Source organism: Paraburkholderia sp. RL18-085-BIA-A, assembly GCF_046027075.1.
GTDB lineage: Bacteria > Pseudomonadota > Gammaproteobacteria > Burkholderiales > Burkholderiaceae > Paraburkholderia.
Genome location: NZ_JARESU010000060.1, coordinates 1 through 20,423, shown reverse-complemented (window position 1 = coordinate 20,423; position 20,423 = coordinate 1). Strand labels below are relative to the sequence as shown.

Here is a 20,423-nt window from a genome sequence, read left to right as displayed (position 1 = left end):
TCGGGACATGGCATGGCTGTGCAGTTTCCGCCGCAGCACCGGCAGTCAGCAGAGAGGAACAGTCTGATCGAAGCTGGTCGTGAATGACACGCCGGGAAAGGAGGAAGGATGCCGTCGCAAGCGATATCTCGCGTGCGCGTCAGACGCGCCGCGGTCACTGTTGGTATTGTTATCCTCTGCCTGATTGCTACAGGGCGCATTACGCGTGTCCTCGTCGACTGGTTCTGGTTTTCTTCGATTGGATATGCGGGCGTTTTCTGGACGATCCTCGACTCCAGGGTCCTGCTGTTCGCTGCCCTGTTCGTTATCTCGGCGGTGGTCATCGCAGTATCCGGGCTTTGCGCGCATCGTTACGCTATGGGCGTAAATGTGTCGCCCGTTGCTCTCGAACTCCCGAGCAAAATCCCCGATCAGATCGCGCCGCGCATTCCCTGGCGCTCCGCGATCGCAGGGGCCGCCGTTGCGCTGGGGTTATTGATCGCAGCTAGCGAGGTCTCGAATTGGGACATCGTGCTTCGCTTCCTTTATCAGATGCCATTTGGAGAACGAGATCCGATCTTCGGCAACGACATCGGCTTCTATCTCTTCGCCCTACCCCTCTACGTGGCGCTCAAGAACTGGCTGCTACGAGTTCTCTTTTGCAGCGCAATCATTGCAGCAGTGATCTATGGCGCGCGTGGCGACATACAGATCGAGAAGCCGCCGCGCGGACTCTCACGAGCCGCTGCCGCTCACGGTTCAGCACTGCTCGGCTTGTTCTTTGCGGTGAAAGCGGGCTCCTACTGGCTCGATCGCTTTCTGCTGCTGTATGGCGACAACGGCGTCGTGGTCGGCGCGGGCTATACCGACATTCACGTCGTATTGCCGGTGCTGTGGCTGCTCATCGGGCTTGCTATCGCCGCATCCCTTGCTTCTTGGGCCAACATGCGCTGGCGCAGCTACCGGGTTGCCGCTGCCTCGGTGCTGCTGGTATTCGGCGGCTCGCTTGTGTTCGCCGTCATCTATCCGGCGCTGTATCAGCGGTTCTATGTCAAGCCAAGCGAGCTTAGACTGGAGACACCTTATATCAGGCACAACATCGCGCTGACGCGAAAGGCCTACGGCCTCGCGCAAATCGCCGTCAGACCATTTTCTGCCGGTCAGGAGTTGAATCTGGCTGGGTTGCAGAGCAATCGCGCAACCATCGACAACCTCCGTCTATGGGATATACGGCCGCTGATGGATACCTATGCGCAGTTGCAGGAGATCAGGACGTACTACAGGTTTCTTTCCGTGGACATCGACCGCTACTGGCTCGAGCCCGGTTACAGGCAGGTGATGCTCTCCGCGCGCGACCTCGATACGTCGATGCTTCCGGCCAATGCGCAGACCTGGGTGAACCTGCACCTCCTGTTCACGCACGGCAATGGTGTCGTGATGTCTCCCGTCACCGAGAAATCCGCGGAGGGTTTGCCGTCACTTTATCTGCAGGACATTCCCCCTGTATCCAAGGGCGGCCCTGTTATTCGCGAACCACGCCTCTATTTTGGTCAAGGCGGTCAAGGCTACGTCATCGTGAAGGGCAGCGTGCCGGAATTCGACTTTCCGCAAGGGAAGGAAAATGTCTACACGGCTTACAACGGGCACGACGGTATCGGCATCGGCACTGCAACACGACGCGTCCTCTTCGCCTGGCAGCTCAGCGATCCCAACATCCTGCTAACCAGCTATATCACTGACGCAAGCCGGATTCTGCTCCACCGCAATATCGAGGACCGGGTGCGCACGATAGCGCCCTTCCTCGGGTTCGATAAGGATCCCTATATTGTCGTGAGCGGCGGCCGGCTGTTCTGGATACTGGATGCTTACACCGCGAGCCGCTGGTTCCCCTACTCCCAGCCCGCCACTGGTGACGGTACCAACTACATCCGCAATGCGGTCAAGGTAGTTGTGGACGCGTACAACGGCACAGTCGAGTTCTTTGTCAGCGATCCTGCCGATCCAATCTTGCGGACATACCAGCGCATCTTCCCTGGCCTGTTCAAGCCTCTCAATGCAATGCCACAGGACCTGCGTCAGCATATCCGTTATCCCGAAGATCTCTTTCTGATCCAGGCGCAACTCTACCGCACCTACCATATGGACGCGCCGGAAGTCTTCTACAATCGCGAGGACCTCTGGCAGTTTCCACGAGAACTGGGCGGCATCGATGCCGGAAACACGCCCGGCGCGCAAATGACACCGTACTACATGATCATGCGATTGCCGGGCGAGCAACGCGCCGAGTTCGTACTCCTGCTGCCGATGGTGCCCAGTCAGCGTGAAAACATGATTGCCTGGCTCGCGGCACGTTGCGATCCGCCCGAGTACGGCAAGCTCATCGTCTACACGTTCCCGAAGGACAAGCTCGTCTATGGGCCGTTCCAGATCGAGGCTCGCATCCAGCAGAATACCGAGATCTCACAACAGATTTCACTGTGGAACCAGATGGGCTCGCGGGTCATCCGCGGCCATCTCGTGGTGGTGCCGATCGAAAATTCAATTCTCTACATTTCCCCGCTCTACCTGCGCGCAGCGTCCGGGCAGCTGCCGGAGTTGAAGCGGGTTATCGCCGCGTATGGTGACCGTGTCGTGATGCAGGAAACCTTGGCGCAAGCCCTTGAAGCCCTCTTCAAGGACACTTCGCCCGCCATATCCAAGTCGTCAGGCACAGCCGACGCGCGTGCCCGCGAGGCGCTCGCGCACTATAACCGCGCGCTCGAACGGCTAAAAACAGGAGACTGGACCGGCTTCGGCGTGGAACTCGATGCGCTCCGGCCGCTTCTTGAATCGCTGGGCGGTGAGCGTCCGCAGAATCAAAAGTGACCTGAGAGCGGTTGCTAGCGTGCGCAAGCGGGGGAATGCCGTGCGCCGTGCGTAACCGCTTGAGCGAAAAGCGCTCGGGCCGTCCTCGACACCATCGCATGATAGCCCGATCTGAACCCGATCACCCTGGTCATGCCGACATCGTATTGCGCTGAATCATGTTGTGCGTCATCCTAGGCGGGCGCTCCGTACATCAACGAAGCGCGCATGAAGCGTTCTTAAGATCGTGTTCCCCATTCAATCCGGCAGTTTGTCATGAACCTATCCTTTGAAGTCCTCCAGGTCCTCGATGCGATCGATCGAACCGGCACCTTCGCCAGCGCGGCGGAAACGCTGCACAAGGTCCCGTCATCGTTGACATATCTCGTTCAGAAACTGGAGCTCGACCTTGGCGTGAAGCTGTTCGACCGGACCGGCCGCCGCGCCACGCTCACACATGCCGGGCGCGTGGTCGTCGAGGAAGGGCGCCGTTTGCTGGAGGCCGCGGAAGACCTCGAAAACAAAGCGAAGAGAATCCAGCACGGCTGGGAATCCGAGCTGCACATTGCGATCGACGAGATCATCCCGTTCGAGTTGCTCTGGGAACATGTCGATACGTTTTATCGGTTGAAACTGAACACGCGGCTGCATCTGTCGAAGGAAGTGCTGGGTGGTTCGTGGGACGCACTGTTGACGCGCCGTGCGGACCTGATCGTCGGAGCCGCGGGAGAGCCGCCGGCCATACCCAATCTGATTGCCAAACCGATCGGCTCGCTACGGCATGTGTTCGTGGTGGCACCGCATCACCCTCTCGCTTCGACACCGGGGCCGCTTACGCTGGACATCGTCGCGCGCCATCGAGCGGTCGCGATCGGCGACACATCCCGCAAGCTGGCGCCACGCACCATCGCACTCGCTGCCAATCAGGAATACCTGACAGTACCCACGCTCGAAGCCAAGCTCGCCGCCCAGATCAAGGGTCTGGCAGTGGGCACGATTCCGGAATGTCTTGCTATCGAGCCGCTGAGCCGCGGCGAGCTGGTGAAAAAGGAAGTGATCGGCATGCGGGACACCACGCATTTCTATCTCGCATGGCGCAACGATGAGACCGGTAGAGCCCTGCGCTGGTGGGTCGAGCAGTTGGACCGGCCGGATTTGATCGAAGAGGTCGCGCAACAAAGGATGTTGCACGGATAACGGTCGTCTAGCCACGTTCCTCAATGCTGCAGGACGACGGTTCGTCGAACGAATCGTCCACTACATGTGGGTCGGTACAAACATTGTCTGACTCGCTGGCGGCGGCCGCGATCTGCATCAGGTGCGTCGCCGCTTTGAAGTCGTCCCAGTCGCGGCCTTCCGTAAGCTTCGAGCATGCGGATTTCAACAGTTGCACGGCTTCCGCGCTTCGGCCTTGCGCGTGCCAAAGGCAGCCGAGGCTCGTCGCGGCTCGCAATTGCAGCGAACGGCAGCCTTGCACAATCGTGTCCTCGAGCGCCGCGGTCAAGCATGCCTCCGCGTCCCTCGCCACGTCATCGGATGGTGGGCCGCCCGCCTGGCTCATCAAGAGCAGTTGGCCATGAACGCGCCTAAGTTCGCCGGCGTACCAATAGTCGCCGGTGTCGTCACACTGCGCCAGCGCACAGATGACGGCAGCAATGCCCTCCTCCCACCGTCCAGCGCGGCCGAGCGCGAGACTGTATTGCGCGGCCAGCATGGCGCGCGGCGCGCCGTACTCGACCGATTCGAGTTCATCCAACGACGAGCGGAAAGCAGGCAAACGTTCCGGCGCAGTCTCGTCCAGCGAGCGCAGGTATTCATCGAAACAGCGGCAGCACGCTTGATACACGCACAGACCGGCACGCACGGACACTTCCTGCAACAAGGCAAGCGCCTTGGCAGCGCTATCCCGCTTTCCCGACAGTAGCGCCAGCGGAACGAGCGCCTCAACCAGCACGTAACACGTGACAATGGCCTGTTCCTGATTGCATGCTTCCACCGCGCAATCCTCCGCGAGCCTGAGCGCCTGGTCGCGCAAACCCTGCAGCCACAGCACGCGTGCGAGCGTCGCGCGAGCAGCGATGCGCTGATCGACGGACTGCCCGAGCGGCAGACGATACTGCAGGCCGTCACTCTGCAGCAGCAGTTGTTCAAGCGACGAACAGGCCTGCTGTTGATCGCCCGCATAATGCGAAGCGATACCCAGCAACCGGCAGGCGAGGATTGCGCAGGTCGCGTCGCCGGTTTCGGAGGCGCGCGACGCAAAGCGCCTCGCGAACGCCAGCGCATTGCGCACCGCACCGCACGACTGACTCGCGTTCCACATACCCCACAACGCACGGGCTTCGAACCGCTGGTCGCCGAGAGCGATCGCCGATGCGAGGACCTCGGCCCAGATGCCGAGGGCTTCACGGTTCGGCCCGTCGACATAGACCAGTGCCGCGCCGAGTGCCGCCAGCAGTTGCATACGCAGGCGCAAGTACCTGCTCGAGTGCGAACGTTGATGGGTCGCGGTCACGGTATCGAGCGCTCGCCGTGCCCAGACCCTGCACTCGTCGACCAGTGATAGCTCATAAAGCAGAAACACGAGCTTCACAGCCAGTGTTTCGCCCAGCGTCTGGTCGCCTTTCGGCGATAAAGCCCATGCCAGCGCCGCTCGCAGATCGTCGAGCAATTCGCGCATCCGTTGATGCCATCTATCATAGAAAGCGCTCACCGGGTTCGCGCCGTCCAACGAATCGCGCTCCAGCAGGCTCAAGAAGTAGCGCGCATGATTGAGCGTGACGAGACGCTGTTCGCCGTTGTCCTCGAGCTTCTGCAGCGCGTAGGCGCGCGTCGTTTCAAGCAGGCGATAGCGTGCTTTGCCACGCTCTACGCGCGCCACCAGCAGTGATTTTTCGACCAGACCCGATACCGCCGCGATCACGTCGAACTCGCGCAATGCGCCGTCGCCGGCAACCGCAATAGCTGCTTCCATCGTGAAGTCGTTAACGAAGATGCCGAGCCTGCGAAGGGTCGCGCGCTCAGCGTCATCGAGCAGTCCATGACTCCAGTCGAGGGTCGCCTTCAGCGTCTGATGCCGGGGCAATGCGGTGCGATTGCCGCCAGTCAGCATGTTGAAGCGGTCGTCGAGATGATCTGCGAGCAGCTCGACGCCAAGTATTGCCGCACGCGCCGCCGCCAGTTCGATCGCCAACGGAATACCGTCGAGCCGGCGGCATACCGTGCCGGTCAGATGGATGCTTCTCTCATCGGACGAAAAACGCGCATCGATCGCACGTGCGCGCGACAGGAACAGCTTCACCGCGCTGCATTGCAGGACATCCTGAGTCTGCGCGTCCTGGTCGGGCACTTCCAGCGAAGCGACCCAATACAGGCATTCGTTCACGACACGCAGTGGCTCACGGCTGGTCGCAAGAACGCGGACGGCCGGACTCACGCTCTGCAGCGTCTCGGCGAGTTCGGCGGCAGGGCCGGGCACATGTTCGCAATTGTCCAGGATGAACAACACGCGCCGCTCACCGAGTTCCTTGCTGACACGCGCGAGCGTGAGCGGCCCGGTGGCCGGATTCATGCCGATGCTGCTCGCGAACATCGCGAGGACACTGCCTGCGTCGCACGTGGAGGCGAGCGATACCAGATAGACACCGTCCGGGAAGCGCTCCAGCAAACCGCGCGAGACCTCGATGGCCAAGCGGGTCTTGCCGATCCCAGCCGAGCCGACCAGCGTGACGTGGCGGGCCGAAGTCAGCGCGAGCGCGATGTCATGGATAGCCTTGTCCCGCCCGATCAGCGCCGACGAATGGGAAGGCAGATTGTTGGGGACGGTCCGGCCATGAATGAGGTCATCGGCGTCCTCCAGTTCGTCGCCGCCGTCCGCCTGGCTGGTATCAGGTGTCGCCGTCGCCCTGCGGACCAGCCGGTAACCTCGTCCGGACACGGTCTGGATCAGTCCGCGATTGTCGCCCAACACCTTGCGCAGCGCGGACATGTGCACCTGAAGATTGTTCTCTTCAACGACCGTGTCCGGCCATACCTGTTCAAGCATTTCGTTCTTCGATACCAGCGCGCCATTCGCTGCAATCAGTACGGCCAGCATGTCGAACGCGCGGCTTCCCAGCCGCACAGGTTGACCGTCGAGAAACAGTTCCCGGCTGGCGACGTCCACTTGAAGTGGGCCAATTCGAAGCATTGCCTGAGTATCCAAGACACCGCGGGTAGAGGAACGACTGAGGACGTACCGCACAGCGGTACGTCCCCGAAGTCTAGAGCAACGCAGAACGCGCATGCGCGGAAAAAACTGAACGTATAGTTCAAAAATTTTGCACTGCGCGGGCGGCGCTCAGCGACTGCACACTGCCGTTCGCACTACTTCCGAGGGTATCCGGCACGCGCAGTCTGCCTGCTCGCAGGCAGGTCGTCGCCTAGCCAGACAGTGGCAAACTTTGTATCGTGCGTCCGAACATACCGGGGTACCGAACAGCCATGCCGAGAAACGTACGGACGGTCGAAACAACCTCGACCAGTGAGGCGCATGACAACGAGAAGGGCGTCACGCGCCGCCTCGCACCGGACGTGCGGGAACGCCAGATCGTGCTGAAAGCCATAGACCATTCCCCGATGCACGGTTTTTCCGGCAGCACCCGCGAACCAGGACGCCAACTGGGCGTGACGCAGCCGCTTCTCTACCGCTATTTTCCAAGCAAGGAAGCATTGATCGATCGTGTGTACGACGAGGTCTATCAGTGGGACACCCGCTGGGAAAACCTTATCAAGGACAGATCCGTGCCGAGCGCGGGTACTCACAAAATCGATCTCATCTAACACCTCAACGCGATGGCCACTTGCAGATACCGTGTCTACCAGGTGAATTTCATTTCGGCGCCGACGTAGTCGGCATTGCGGGCACCCAGGTCGCGTAGCGACTGTCCCACCTGGAAATGCACCGCTTCGAGCGCCGCGGCGAGATTCGCGCTGACCGCCCAGTCGGCGCGCAGCTGGGTATAGAAGCCGGTCCAGCGTCCGCCACGTCCCGCGGTGCCCGGCACGACCGCGGATCCTTGCTGGTAAACCGCGTCCGCGGTGGTCTCGCGCCATTGAAGACCTATGCCGGCCAGCAGCGCCAGCTTGCTGTTCGGTTTGACGATGAGCGAGGGCTTGATGTGAATCAGGTTCGTGTAGCCGGTATAACCGGCCAGCGCGAAGTAGTACCCGTTCGGAAAGAGCGGATTGAACGTGCCGAGCCGGCCGTCTCCTGGATGGCTGTCGCCCGATGCGGCATCCACCTGGATGCCAACGCGCGGCGTCCATGGCACTGTCGCCAGCGTGTAGCCGGCGAGCGACCCTACCGCCCACGCACCGATCGTCGTGCTGCCGACATGTCCGGACTGATACATCGCTTCGACGTCCCAGTCGAGATGGTTGACGTTGCCGGAATAGCGCGCATCGAATACGTCACGGTGTTCGTCCCCGGTCGCGTCGAGAAAGTGCGCGTTGCTGCGGTTGTAGCGGGAGTAGTACGCGGACAGATCGCCTGGCCCGACATTTTTGCGCTCCACGCGTACGCCGCTGAAGGTCAGATCGCGATTGGAAAAGTCATCGAAATCGGAAGTGTCGCGATACTGCACCGGCTGCGTCGCATAGGCGATCCAGCGCCAAGGACCGGTTTCATAGTCGGCCCAGATCGCGTCGTACGCCTGACGTACGTTCGGGCCGTCACGAACCGAGATGAATCGTTGCAAGTCGAACGCCATTTCCTGCCGCCCCACCCGGAACTTGAAGGTACCAGGTCCAAGCGGCTCGATGATGGCGACGAACGCCTGCCGCAGATCCAGCGGGTTCTTGTCGACAGGCGTGACGACGTTCTTGCCGTACGGTTGCGCGTCTTCGAATTGCGTGAAGATCTGCACATGTGGGCCGAGGCGGACATCCGCGTGGACTTCCAGACGTTGCAACAGGTATGTGTCGTCTTGCGCCGTCCCGAGTCCGAACAGCGGCGCGTTGTTCACTTCCAACCGCTCGCGCAACACCACGCCCAGCGAGATATACGCGTCCGGATTGCCGAACAGCGGGATGTACTTCAGCGAATCGAAAGGCCGTCTCGGCACGCACGGATTGGCCAACGCCGACCAGTTTTCCTGCCATCGGTTGAACATGACCACGGGCCGTGCACACGACGCCGCGGCAGTGCTATCCGCGGAAGTATCGTCAGCGCCGCCAAGCGCCGTATCCGCAGCTGAAACAGGTAGCGCGGCCGCGAGACCCGTGCTGATCAGCAGGGCACGGACGGCTCGCAGCGCCGAACTACGCTTCGGGCGCCCGCGCGCCTTCAGCGGCTTCATTGCTTGCCCTTCATCGGCCATCGTGAACTTCAGCAATGTAACCGCCCGGGAATTCGATGACGGCAGTCTTCCCCGACCCATTGCCATACGCCGGATACAGTACTTTCGCGCCGGCCGCTTGCGCGCGATCGAGCGTCTGCGCGAGATCATCGACGGCATAACCGGTCGTTTCGCGCCCAAACGGGAACGGCAGTTTGCCGTCGGTGACGAACACCACCATGCGCCCGAAACCCGAGTTGATCCGGATCTCGCGAATCGTCTCGCCCGGCCGGCCGATCACGCCGGCGTCCGCGCGCGGGTCGTCGGACACCACCTTGCCGTGCGAGAATTGCAGCCAGCGGCGAATGAAGTTGTTCGCTTCGTCACGCGACACATACACGCGGTTATCCGGCACGCTGTGCAACGGTGCGTAGTTGGGCGCCTTGGTGTGCCAATACAACTGCATCGTCAGGCCACCCGGCCATTGAATGACCGCGTCCTTGCCGATCGGATCATCGAATGTGTCGACGAGTACGTCCGCGCCCGCCGCGCGTGCCGCCTTCACCGCCTGATCGATATCGGTGACCAGGTAGCCGGTTCGCTCATTACCGAATGGATACGGAATCGGCGTTTCGAACCCGAACACGGAGAGCATGCCGACCGGCGTCTGCACATACTGCGATGCTGTCTTGCTCGGCGTGGGCGTCACCGTGAACACAGCGCGCGGTGACGCCTTGCCGCCGAACGTCGCAAGGAAACTGTTCACGAATGCATCGAGATCGGCTGAAGCGACGTACACGTGGGTGGTGTCGTACTGCGCGCCCACTGATACGTCAGGGTGCTTCGCGGTGAGCGCGGCTTTACCGTTCGACACTTCCGACGGCCCGGCATCGGCGAAAGCAGATGAAACTGGCGTCAATCCGATCAGTATCGCAGCGGACAGCAGGCCAATCTGGCGGAATCGATGAAGCGACTTGAGCATTTCGTTACCTGATAGTGTTAGCAATGTCTGGATAGGTCAGCCTTTGATCGAGGCCGTATATCGTTCGTCGAACGTTTGTGAAGCGATGTCTTCCATGCTGGCTATCGCCTCTCGTCGGCCGCCCTTTTACTCCATGCGAGAAACAGCAAAACGGCTACCGGGAGCGCAATCGCGGAGAAAGAGAAACTGACATACGCCATTGCGCCGCAAATCGCGCCGAGGGCAAAGCTGCACATCGCCGCTAACGTCGACATGAGGCGTTCCTCCACCTTTTGCCCATGCTCTCCCGCCATGCCCCTGTGGATGAGTTCAATCACATCGAGCACAATCTGTGTGACGTTTCCGGTCATTACCGTATTCGGTAGACTGGTCACCTGCAGCAACCTGCCGCGCGCGTTCTGCACGCCCATCGCCATCGTTCCCAGTACGCCGCACACCAACACCATCGCTGCGCTCGGATCTGTGATCGGTGTCGCAATCAAGCCTGTTACAAGGAATGAAGCGAGCAGCATCGCCTGAAGCAGATACAACGCGCTCGCGGCATGCGCCGAGAGACTTCGTTCGAGGAATTTGAAAATCACGCTACTCAATGCGATGCCGACGACGAAAGCCGGAAACGCCAGCAGCTTCAGCAGCATGCCCTGCCCCACGCCGGCAACCTCCGCGCCGATCAGCACAAAGTTGCCGGTCACGTGCGCGGTAAATAGCCCAAACAACGCGACGAACCCAACTGTGTCGACGTAACCCGCAATCAGCGCAAGAATCGTGTCTTCATGTTTTTTCACGAACGATTCCCCTGCAAGCGAAAGACTCGCGCCAGCGACATCAACCGCCCTCTTTTGTCGCGCCCGGCGCAGCTTTCTCCGCTGCAGCGCCCTTCATCTGCTCCGCGACCTGGACCGTCGGCGTCTGCGCAAAGAGCTGTGCCTTGACGACTGGTATGGCGTGCTCGCCCAACACCATGCCGAGCAGACCTGCCAGCGCGATCAACGGCGGCGCGGGCGATTGCACCTTGAGTAGCCAATAGAGGAGTCCGACCGCGAAACCAACTCCTAATGAAATTACGTAGCCCATTCTGATTGTCCTTTCGATATCCGCCGTTCGCTCCCGATACGATCGGTAAGCGGTAGTACTTCACGTCAAGCCATGTCAATTGGGCCAGTCCGATCCGAGCACCAGTCCGCAAAAATTCAACCGTCGATAGTTCGGGTTCCACCGATCCAGAACGTCGGCGTTTACCGTACCGAACGTCGTCTCGGGACGATGCTCCATACCACGCGCATACGCCTCAATGATTTTCTTCTTGAAGCTGGATTCGCGCGGATAGGCCTGCACGATTTCGTCGCGCTGTTGCGCAGTGAATTCGTCGTAGCGGGCGCCTCGAACATCCATCTGCACCCCGGCGCTGACCAGAGCGACAAGTGGAGACATATGCTCAGTAATGCCCGGCGTCGTATGCAATGCAATTGCCTCCCACACCTCTTCGATCGCCCTCTCAGCCACGCCGTGCTGCCGCAGAAATTCACGTGCCTCGTTGGCGCCATCCACTTCAAACCGCCACGGAGAGTGCTGGTGCTTCAAGTTCAGGCCGACGTTGTGAAACATCGCGCCGACATAAAGCAGCTCCGCGTCGAATGTCAGCTTCTCGCGATAGCCGGTCAGCGCAGCAAACAGATATGCCCTTAGCGCATGATGGAACATCAACTGCGACTCTGTGGCCCGGATTTGCTCGGTCGCCTTCCGGGTCATCGCACTGTCGGGAATAGCGACTCCCGCAATGGTTTTCGTCATGTCAACTCCTCCGTGCCGGACAGGTCCTCCCGATATGCGTCAACCGGCGTGCCAGACGGCCATCGCAGCCGGGCGATGTCTAGGACCGCGCGAAGTCGAGGAGGTCCTGGTTGAGCTGATCTTTGTGCGTCACGTAAAGCGCATGCGGTGCACCTGCGTAGACCCGTAGCGTCGAGTTCTTGATCAGCGCGGCTGCCGCCTTCCCCGTTACCTCGAAGCTCACTACCGCGTCCGCGTCACCGTGCACTATCAGCGTGGGCACGTCGAATTTCGCAAGATCCGGTCTGAAGTCTGTTTCGGAGAAAGCCGCCACGCAGTCCCAGGTGCCTTTCAATCCACCTTGAAGCCCGAGCGATAGGGTCCAGTCGAGCATCTGCCTGGTCACCTTCGATCCTTCCTGATCGCTGCCCATAAAGAGCGGGCCAAAATCGTCGAGAAACCTGGGACGGTCGTTCAGCAGCCCGGCGCGGATGCCGTCGAAAATTGCCGGATCCATGCCCTCGGGATGATCGTCACGGCGGATCATCAAAGGCGTCACCGCGCTAACAAGTACCGCCTTGGCGATGCGCCGCGTACCGAAGCGGCCGATATAACGCGCCACCTCACCGCCACCCATCGAAAACCCGCCGAGAATCACATCCCTTAGATCGAGTGCCTCGATCAACTCGTTGACGTCGCGTGCGAACGTCTCGTAGTCGTATCCCGACCACGGCTGAGCCGAGCGTCCAAAGCCTCGGCGATCATGGGCGATGACGCGAAAGCCGTTGTCGGCGAGAAACTTCATCTGGTATTCCCACATGTCGGCGTTCAGCGGCCAACCATGACTCAGGACGATCGGCTGGCCCACGCCCCAATCCTTGTAGTAGAGCTGGGTGCCGTCGCATGTTGTGAAAGTACTCACATGAATCTCCATGATTGATTGCGCCGGATCTCTTCGGTAGAAAGCTTGCCGATTGTCCATTGCAGCGTAGCGAATAAATCGAATAAAGACCTTGGCGGGTTCTTAAAAAAGCTTAATCAACACGGCATCCAGAGATCCGGCTCAAAGCGTCAGCTCATGGAACCGCCGCACGCCATCGCGAATCCATTGCAGCAAACCGCCGGAGGTCCCATCGACAGTGACCGGTGACGCGAGCAGCATCTCTTCGGTTGCGTGATGTTCGGAAAGCAAGCGGCACATTTCCTTTGCCACCTCGGGGCGTCTCGCAAGGACTGGTGTCAACGCGGTCTTGTCGAGCCGGAACACGGTGGCGCGGGTCAGTGCGTGTACGATCACGCCGGTCCTGACGCCGGCAAGGATTCCTGACTGGCCGATCGAGTCGCCGGGCGCGAGCCTTCGCAGTTCGATCTCGACACCGTCTTTCGCTACGGTCACTTTCGCTACGCCTCGCGCCAGAATATGAAGCTCGTGGCCGCGCTCATCCGCTGCGGTGTAGATGGTGTCCGCAACATCAAGCTCGTGCATGGTCAGCTTCGTTTCGAGTTCCGAAATCTCGTCGTCGTCGAGCGTCTGGAAAATCATCACACTGCGCAGCAAGCGATGTTTTTCATCCTCGCTCCCGACAACAGGTTCGGGCACGGAAAGCGGCCGCAGCACGACTCCACGCGAAAGCAGGTGGCGATGCGCAAGATCGAACAGATCGTTGCGAACGTCGATCTTCTTGCTCAATGCATCGACGTAGCAAACGATCTCGTACTCGATCGCGTCGTTTGTCGCGCGGCGCACGCTCACGAGCGGCTTGGGCTCGCTCAGCACATCTTCGGAACTGGCGGCGGCATTGGCGAGCGCTTCGAGTACGACGGACGGCCGGATTGACGGCTTGACCGGCAGCACGACGCTGATGCCATGCGTATGCGACGGTTCATTGGCGTTGACAATATTGCTACGCGCCGCCACGCTATTGGGAATCACGACGATATTGCCCTGCCCGTTGAGCAGACTCGTCGCGCGCCAGTTGCTCTCCACGACTTTGCCTTCCACTTCGCCGATGGTGATCCAGTCGCCCAACCGGAAAGGCTGGGTTGCATTGAGCACGACACCGGAAAATACATCATTGAGGGTGCTCTGAATCGCGAGTCCGAGCACGACGGCGAGGGCGCCGGAGGTCGCAAGCAGTCCGCGCACCGGCAATTGCAGCACGAACGCAATCGCCCCCACTGCGGCTGCCATAAACACCAGCGCGCCGAGCACATCCTGAAACAGACGCTCCTTATGCCATGTTTCGGGCAATACCACCCGATCCAACATGATGGTGACGAGGCGCGCGGCCTGCAGCCACCACACCACCTCCAACGCCTGCGCGAGGAGATGGCGCAGCGGCTCATCCGGCCATGGCGCCGCGCGCAGCGGATTCATCCCTGAACTGAACAGCACGTAGGTCGATAGACCAAACATCAGCGCACGAAAGGCGAGGCGCGTCTGGTCGCTCCTCCGATCCATGAAGCGCCAGGCGAGAAATTCGACGACCAGGATGCCCAGGCCAAACAGCACACCGTCTGTCAGTGTCGGCATCATGATCCTCGCTCTGCTGGCGCCACGAATTCGCGGATATCAGAACGCGAAACAGCTACAGCCCAATGCACCCCAGAACCCGTTCGAATCACTGACCGGCACGTTTTTACGCCATGCCCAGCCATGCGCATGCGCATGCACGCCGCACAGATTCACGCAGCCATCCACGCATGCCACCGCAGTCGGCTTGTAACGGCTGTAGCCGTCGAATTCCGCCACTGGCGACCACGACGGGCTCACCGGCAGATCCGCAGGTGCGAGCGGCGCGAATTCGTCGTCGGCATAGACGACCTTGCCGCCCACTACCGTCATCACCGAGGTCAGGAACTTGATGCGGCTTTCCTCGACGGTAAAGTAGTCGTCGCTGAGCACCGCGAAATCCGCGAACTGGCCGGGAACCAACGCGCCTTTGCGGTCTTCCTCGTTCGAGAACCACGCGCTGCCCACTGTGTAACGGCGTAGCGCTTCCATTCGGTCCAGCTTGTTCACGCTCGAATACATCGCGGTGCCGCCGACCGTCCTGCCCGACACCATCCAGTACAGTGAAACGAACGGATTGAAACTCGCGACGCGCGTGGCGTCCGTTCCCGCGCCGACGGGCAGTCCGGCATCCAGCATGCGGCGGATAGGCGGCGTGTGCTGCACAGCCTCTTCACCATATTGCTGGATGAAGTACTCGCCCTGATAGGCCATCCGATGCTGGATCGCGATGCCGCCGCCGAGCGCGCGCACCCGGTCGATATTCTGTTGTGTGATGGTCTCGCAGTGGTCGAAGAACCAGCGCAGCCCGTTAAACGGAATCTCGGCGTTCACGCGTTCGAATACATTCAGGAAGCGCTCGATCGATTCGTTGTAGGTGGCGTGAAGGCGGAATGGCCAGCGGTTGGCGACCAGCAGCTTGACGACAGCTTCCAGCTCGACCTCCAATGAGTCCGGCAAATCCGGTCGAGGCTCGAGAAAGTCCTCGAAATCGGCGGCGGAAAAAACCAGCATTTCACCCGCGCCATTAACACGAAGGAAATCGTCGCCTTCGCCGGGCCTCGTCATCTTCACCCATTTCGCGAAATCTTCGATTTCCTTTTTCGCGTTCTGCGTGAACAGGTTGTACGCGATACGCACCGTCAGTTCGTTGTGCTTCGCCATATCCATGATGACGGCGTAGTCATCCGGATAGGCCTGGTAGCCACCGCCCGCATCGATCGCGCTTGTCACGCCGAGCCGGTTGAGCTCGCGCATGAAGTGCCGCGTGGAATTGCGCTGATCCTCCGGTGCGAGCTTCGGACCTTTGGCCAGCGTCGCATACAACAGACCGGCGTTCGGCCGCGCAATGAGCATGCCGGTCGGATTGCCGCGCTTGTCGCGCTGGATCTCGCCGCCAGGGGGATTCGGCGTGTCTTTCGTATAGCCGACGGCCCGCAGTGCGGCTGCGTTCAATAGCGCGCTGTCGTAGAGATGCAGAATGAACACGGGCGTGTCCGGCGCGATCGCATTGATTTCTTCGAGCGTCGGCCCACGCCGCTCGGCGAACTGGAACTCGTTCCAGCCGCCCACCACCCGCACCCATTGAGGCGCCGGCGTGCGCGCCACCTGCTTGCGTAACATGTCGAGCGCGTCCGCCAGCGACGGCACGCCGTCCCAACGCAACTCCATGTTGAAGTTCAGCCCACCTCGAATGATGTGCAGGTGGGAATCGTTGAGACCGGGGATGACCGTGCGCCCTTTGAGGTCGATCTGCCGCGTGCTGTGGTTTGAGTGGCGCATCACAGTCTCGCGCGACCCCGAAGCGATGATGCGGCCGTTCGCCACCGCGAGAGAGTCGGCAAACGAGCGCTTGTCGTCCTGCGTGGCGATCTTGCCGTTGAAGAACACGACATCGGCCGGCGTCGGCTCAGAAGTATTGGAATTCATGGCGATCCTCATTGGGAGTGCTCCGGTTTTCACGCGCAGAGCTATTCCTGGGAAGCGAACGCTTGCCGCGGTCGTCTTCCCATCAAGCATTCAAAATGGATGGCGGCCGGCATGCAGGATTCAGGACTTCGATGCACTGCCCTCGATGCCCGCTGCATCTAGCGGCACGTTCGTGCCGGCGGCAGCTCCATAGATCCGAAGTGGATGCGACCCGCACAGTGTTCGAGCCGCCCGCCGGACGATGTAGCGCGACTGTTTACTTCTTTGCAGGCGCCGGCGCCAGAACCTCGTGAGAGCCTGCTGCGCGCTGGGGAGCCTTGTGCACCATGGTGTAGGCATAGTCCACACCCATTCCATACGCACCCGAATGTTCTTTGACAATCGCCATTACCGCGTCGTAAGTCTCCTTGTGCGCCCAATCGCGCTGCCATTCGAGCAGCACCTGTTGCCAGGTCACCGGAACCACGCCGGCCTGAATCATGCGCTGCATCGAATACTCATGCGCCTCCTTCGACGTGCCGCCCGACGCGTCGGCGACCATATAGATTTCGTAGTTGCCTTCGTCCATCGCGCATAGCGAAAACGTGTTGTTGCAAACCTCTGTCCAAAGGCCCGCCACCACCACTTTTTTCCGGCCATTTGCAGCAAGCGAGTCACGAACCTTCTGGTCATCCCACGAATTCATGGACGAGCGTTCCAGCACTTTGTGGCCTGGAAACACGTCCAACAACTCGGGGTACGTATATCCAGAGAAACTTTCGGATTCCACTGTCGTAATAGTGGTGGGAATGCTAAACACCCGCGCTGCCTTCGCGAGTCCCACTACATTGTTCTTAAGTACCTGGCGGTCGATGGACTGGACCCCAAAAGCCATTTGCGGCTGGTGGTCGATGAAGATGATCTGCGAATTTGCAGGTGTCAGGACTTCGAGTTTCGGATTTGCCATGGCTTTGTACGTCCTAATGATTTGGTGAACACGGGAAGACATGCCGCACTCGCCTGAAGTGCGAGAAAAACTGTGTCCCAGTCTATCGACGGTGTTTCACCGAGTCCTTGGCAAAGCCCTTAATAATTCTTAATCTTCGCAACGACCGACGCGATCGCGGAACGTGCACGCAAGGTAGGCGGCAAGACACTGCAGTCCACCGGCCAGATCACCAAGCTGCAGCGGATTCTCGACAATGACACGGACTTCGTGACGCCCAGCGACATGCTGGCCGAATTGCGCGCGGACAATCTGGCGCTCGCCGCCTACATGCGCGAGACGCACTCACTGTGCGGCGAATACGGCGATGTCGCGACGGCGAGTCTGCTCGAAAACTGGATCGACGAAGCAGAACAGCGCGTGTGGTTCCTGCTCGAATCGGGACGTCACGCATAACGCCGCGTGATGTGAAGACGCTTGCAAGGCGTGAGCACGCCGTGGCTCATCCTTCCAGCGAAATTTGCAGGCGCGCTTCGAGAAACTGAATCAGCGCGCGCACTTTGCTGGAGTGGCGGCGGTTGGGCAAATACGCTGCATGGACGACTGCATCGACGTTATGCGGACTCGCATCGAAGCTCTCTAGCAAGCGCATCACGCGCCCCGCGGGAATCTCAGCCGCGATTGGACGTTCCGGCCAAGGCGATGGCGGCCCGAGCTATGTCCAGGACATGTTCATGCCGGACATGCTGCATGCGCGCGTGGTGCTGCCGCCTGTCTATGAGGCGAGGCTCATGCAAACCAATACGTCCGATATTCTGAAGATGCCGGGCGTCGTCAAGGTGATCAGGAACGGCGGCATGCTGGCCGCCGTTGCAAAAACCGAATGGCAGGCCGTGCAGGCACAACGCGCGCTGGCCGCAGGAAGCCAGTGGAGCGCCGGGCGTCCGTTGCCCGGCCCCGCTGCCGTGCACCGCGATCTGAAGCAGATCGCCACCGAACACAGCATGGAGAACGTCATACGATGAACACGGTAACCACCAAAGACGGCACGCGCATTTTTTCAAGGATTGGCTAGGGTAAACCCGTCATCTTTTCGCACGGCTAGCCGCTCGATGCCGACGCGTGGGATGCACAGATGCTATTCCTCGTGCAGAAAGGCTAACGGGTCATTGCTCACGACCGCCCATGCAGCCAAGTTTACTGACGGTCGCAATCGCCGCTGAACGGGCGCATAGATTAACAATGGCTAAAGTTTTTACGAAAACGAATAGCGTTCTGTTGATGCATGGATTTCTCAAGCCGCCACGGCGACGGTGGCGAGCACCAATCTGCCCCCGCCACGCTGCCCGCCATTTCGGCCTCGCAGGGAATCCGGCGAGCGCCCCCGAAGACACAGCTGCACTTGATCTTCGGCAGCCCAGCGCGAGGCTCCTGCCGTTGGTCAGCGCGTAGATTTTTCCGTGCCGGGCGATGACCAGAGCCTTTCTGGTCAATTCAGCAATCGGAACGAACCCTTGTATTACTGTTACCTAATACAAACCATAAAATGTTTTAACTTTCACTTATTGCTGATCTCGCGCAGCATCTTCTCTCACAGCAGCACGTGTAACAGCTTCGACTCACCTGTCGTGCGAACAACGAGTAACAGATTTCGTTAGTGCAGTTCCCTCTGGCCGACCATTGGCGCTTCATTACCGGCAGGTAAAACCGGCGGCGAAGCGATTCGATCACGGACGTCCAACGCGCCGCTTGAGCGCGACGGAATATACAGGAGACGGAGACATGGGATTTTCCAATGTATCGGACGGCGGCCGCGCACCCCTCTGGCATCACCGGTGGGTGCAACTAGCGATCGGCATCGTATGCATGGGACTCGTCGCGAACCTTCAGTACGCATGGACGCTGTTCGTCGTGCCGATGGACAACGCCCACCACTGGGGTCAAGCGGCAATCCAGACCGCTTTCACGATTTTCATCGTCACCGAAACCTGGCTCGTGCCCGTCGAAGGCTGGCTCGTCGACAAGTTCGGGCCGCGCCCGGTTGTGATCGGCGGTGCGTTGTGCGCCGCGCTCGGCTGGGTCATCAACGCGCATGCGACCAGTCTCTCCCATCTATACGTCGCAGCAGTCATTGCCGGTATCGGCGCGGGCTGTGTGTACGGCACCTGCGTCGGCATGGCGCTCAAATGGTTTCCGGACAAACGCGGTCTCGCCGCCGGTTTGACTGCGGCGGGTTTCGGCGCCGGCGCGGCCGTCACGGTGATACCGATTGCCAACATGATCCAGCGTTCGGGCTACGAGCACGCGTTCATGTTCTTCGGCATTTTCCAGGGTGTCTGCATCCTGCTGCTCGCTACCATGCTGGTGCGGCCGAAGCCCCCCGCCTCCGCGATCCCGGCTAAACGAATCGTCGCAAGCAAGACCGACTACACGTCCGGCGAGATGATCCGATCGCCGCTCTTCTGGGTGCTGTATCTGATGTTCGTGTTCGTTGCGGCCGGCGGCATCATTGCGACCGCACAGCTCGGGCCGATCGCGAAGGAATACGGCTTTGCCAGACTGCCGGTGAATTTGCTCGGCATCACGCTGCCGCTCCTCACGATGACGCTGTCGATCGACAACCTCTGCAATGGACTCACCCGTCCCTTGTGCGGCTTTCTATCTGACCGCATTGGCCGTGAAAACACGATGTTCATGATCTTCCTGGGCGAAGGCGTCGCGCTGCTGGGGCTGATGCAGTTTGGCCACAACCCGTATGCGTTCATGTTCTTCGCGGCCGCCGTATTCCTGTGCTGGGGCGAGATTTTCTCGATCTTCCCGGCGACGTGCGCGGACACGTTCGGCAGCAAACACGCCGCTGCGAATGCGGGGACCCTTTACACCGCGAAGGGTACGGCCGCGATGCTGGTACCGGTCGCATCGCTTCTGTCGGCCAACGGCGGCTGGAGCACCGTGTTCATCTCGGCGGCGGTGATATCGATCGCGGCCGCCGTATGCGCGAAGTTCATCCTTGCACCCATGAGAAAGCGCTGGATCGAAAACTCGGGCGTGCCAGCCGGCGTAGTCATTGCCGAAGCACGACTGCAGCAGTGGCCCGGCGGCTCATCTGAATAAACGACAGCGCAAGCGCCCCAATCACGACCAACCACACAACACTCCACTACA

General features: G+C 60.3%; 13 protein-coding genes and 4 pseudogenes. 7 read left to right on the top strand and 10 right to left on the bottom strand.

The window, feature by feature from the left end; genetic code table 11:
- The first annotated feature begins 108 nt into the window (after nucleotides 1-108).
- Entirely contained in the window at nucleotides 109-2,844 is a 2,736-nt protein-coding gene (locus P0D89_RS30765; protein ID WP_408363419.1) for a UPF0182 family membrane protein, read from the top strand.
- Between the two features lie 255 nt (nucleotides 2,845-3,099).
- Nucleotides 3,100-4,020, top strand: coding sequence for a LysR family transcriptional regulator (locus P0D89_RS30760; RefSeq protein WP_408363421.1), 921 nt, complete (start codon nucleotides 3,100-3,102; stop codon nucleotides 4,018-4,020).
- A gap of 7 nt (nucleotides 4,021-4,027) precedes the next feature.
- Here P0D89_RS30760 and P0D89_RS30755 read toward each other — a convergent pair whose 3' ends face one another.
- Nucleotides 4,028-7,012 carry an ATP-binding protein gene (locus P0D89_RS30755; RefSeq protein WP_408363423.1) on the bottom strand — a complete coding sequence of 995 codons (2,985 nt, stop codon included), beginning with the start codon at nucleotides 7,010-7,012 and terminating at the stop codon, nucleotides 4,028-4,030.
- Between the two features lie 293 nt (nucleotides 7,013-7,305).
- Here P0D89_RS30755 and P0D89_RS30750 point away from each other — a divergent pair.
- Nucleotides 7,306-7,611, top strand: a pseudogene (locus tag P0D89_RS30750) (helix-turn-helix domain-containing protein); the annotation flags it as partial.
- Between the two features lie 68 nt (nucleotides 7,612-7,679).
- Here the strand turns inward: P0D89_RS30750 and P0D89_RS30745 are convergent.
- The 9 genes from P0D89_RS30745 to P0D89_RS30705 all read right to left on the bottom strand — a co-directional run bounded on the left by P0D89_RS30745 (nucleotide 7,680) and on the right by P0D89_RS30705 (nucleotide 17,279).
- Complete coding sequence (locus tag P0D89_RS30745) at nucleotides 7,680-9,161, bottom strand: alginate export family protein (protein WP_408363425.1); 1,482 nt, start codon at nucleotides 9,159-9,161, stop codon at nucleotides 7,680-7,682.
- Between the two features lie 10 nt (nucleotides 9,162-9,171).
- Nucleotides 9,172-10,122 carry a VOC family protein gene (locus tag P0D89_RS30740; RefSeq protein WP_408363427.1) on the bottom strand — a complete coding sequence of 317 codons (951 nt, stop codon included), beginning with the start codon at nucleotides 10,120-10,122 and terminating at the stop codon, nucleotides 9,172-9,174.
- Between the two features lie 101 nt (nucleotides 10,123-10,223).
- Entirely contained in the window at nucleotides 10,224-10,907 is a 684-nt protein-coding gene (locus P0D89_RS30735) for a YoaK family protein (RefSeq protein WP_408363429.1), read from the bottom strand.
- A gap of 40 nt (nucleotides 10,908-10,947) precedes the next feature.
- Nucleotides 10,948-11,196: a DUF1427 family protein gene (locus tag P0D89_RS30730; protein WP_408363431.1), complete on the bottom strand. Its 249-nt coding sequence runs from the start codon at nucleotides 11,194-11,196 to the stop codon at nucleotides 10,948-10,950.
- A gap of 75 nt (nucleotides 11,197-11,271) precedes the next feature.
- The gene (locus P0D89_RS30725; protein WP_408363433.1) at nucleotides 11,272-11,913 is read right to left on the bottom strand and encodes an HD domain-containing protein; all 642 of its coding nucleotides are present in this window, start codon (nucleotides 11,911-11,913) and stop codon (nucleotides 11,272-11,274) included.
- A 79-nt stretch (nucleotides 11,914-11,992) separates the two neighbouring features.
- Nucleotides 11,993-12,814 carry an alpha/beta fold hydrolase gene (locus P0D89_RS30720; RefSeq protein WP_408363435.1) on the bottom strand — a complete coding sequence of 274 codons (822 nt, stop codon included), beginning with the start codon at nucleotides 12,812-12,814 and terminating at the stop codon, nucleotides 11,993-11,995.
- A 141-nt stretch (nucleotides 12,815-12,955) separates the two neighbouring features.
- The gene (locus P0D89_RS30715) at nucleotides 12,956-14,425 is read right to left on the bottom strand and encodes a mechanosensitive ion channel domain-containing protein (protein ID WP_408363438.1); all 1,470 of its coding nucleotides are present in this window, start codon (nucleotides 14,423-14,425) and stop codon (nucleotides 12,956-12,958) included.
- A 39-nt stretch (nucleotides 14,426-14,464) separates the two neighbouring features.
- Nucleotides 14,465-16,333, bottom strand: a complete 1,869-nt coding sequence (locus P0D89_RS30710) for an amidohydrolase (RefSeq protein ID WP_408363440.1) — start codon at nucleotides 16,331-16,333, stop codon at nucleotides 14,465-14,467.
- A 256-nt stretch (nucleotides 16,334-16,589) separates the two neighbouring features.
- The gene (locus P0D89_RS30705; RefSeq protein WP_408363442.1) at nucleotides 16,590-17,279 is read right to left on the bottom strand and encodes a hydrolase; all 690 of its coding nucleotides are present in this window, start codon (nucleotides 17,277-17,279) and stop codon (nucleotides 16,590-16,592) included.
- Nucleotides 17,280-17,411: 132 nt separating this feature from the next.
- On the opposite strand from P0D89_RS30705, the pseudogene P0D89_RS30700 reads away from it, so the two are divergent.
- The 4 genes and pseudogenes from P0D89_RS30700 to oxlT all read left to right on the top strand — a co-directional run.
- Nucleotides 17,412-17,714: pseudogene (locus P0D89_RS30700) on the top strand (Dps family protein); the annotation flags it as partial.
- Between the two features lie 213 nt (nucleotides 17,715-17,927).
- A pseudogene (locus tag P0D89_RS30695) lies at nucleotides 17,928-18,256 on the top strand (xanthine dehydrogenase family protein molybdopterin-binding subunit); the annotation flags it as partial.
- 23 nt (nucleotides 18,257-18,279) lie between these two features.
- Nucleotides 18,280-18,417, top strand: a pseudogene (locus P0D89_RS30690) (alpha/beta fold hydrolase); the annotation flags it as partial.
- 623 nt (nucleotides 18,418-19,040) lie between these two features.
- Nucleotides 19,041-20,372, top strand: coding sequence for an oxalate/formate MFS antiporter (gene oxlT / locus P0D89_RS30685; RefSeq protein ID WP_408363444.1), 1,332 nt, complete (start codon nucleotides 19,041-19,043; stop codon nucleotides 20,370-20,372).
- Nucleotides 20,373-20,423 lie beyond the last annotated feature (51 nt).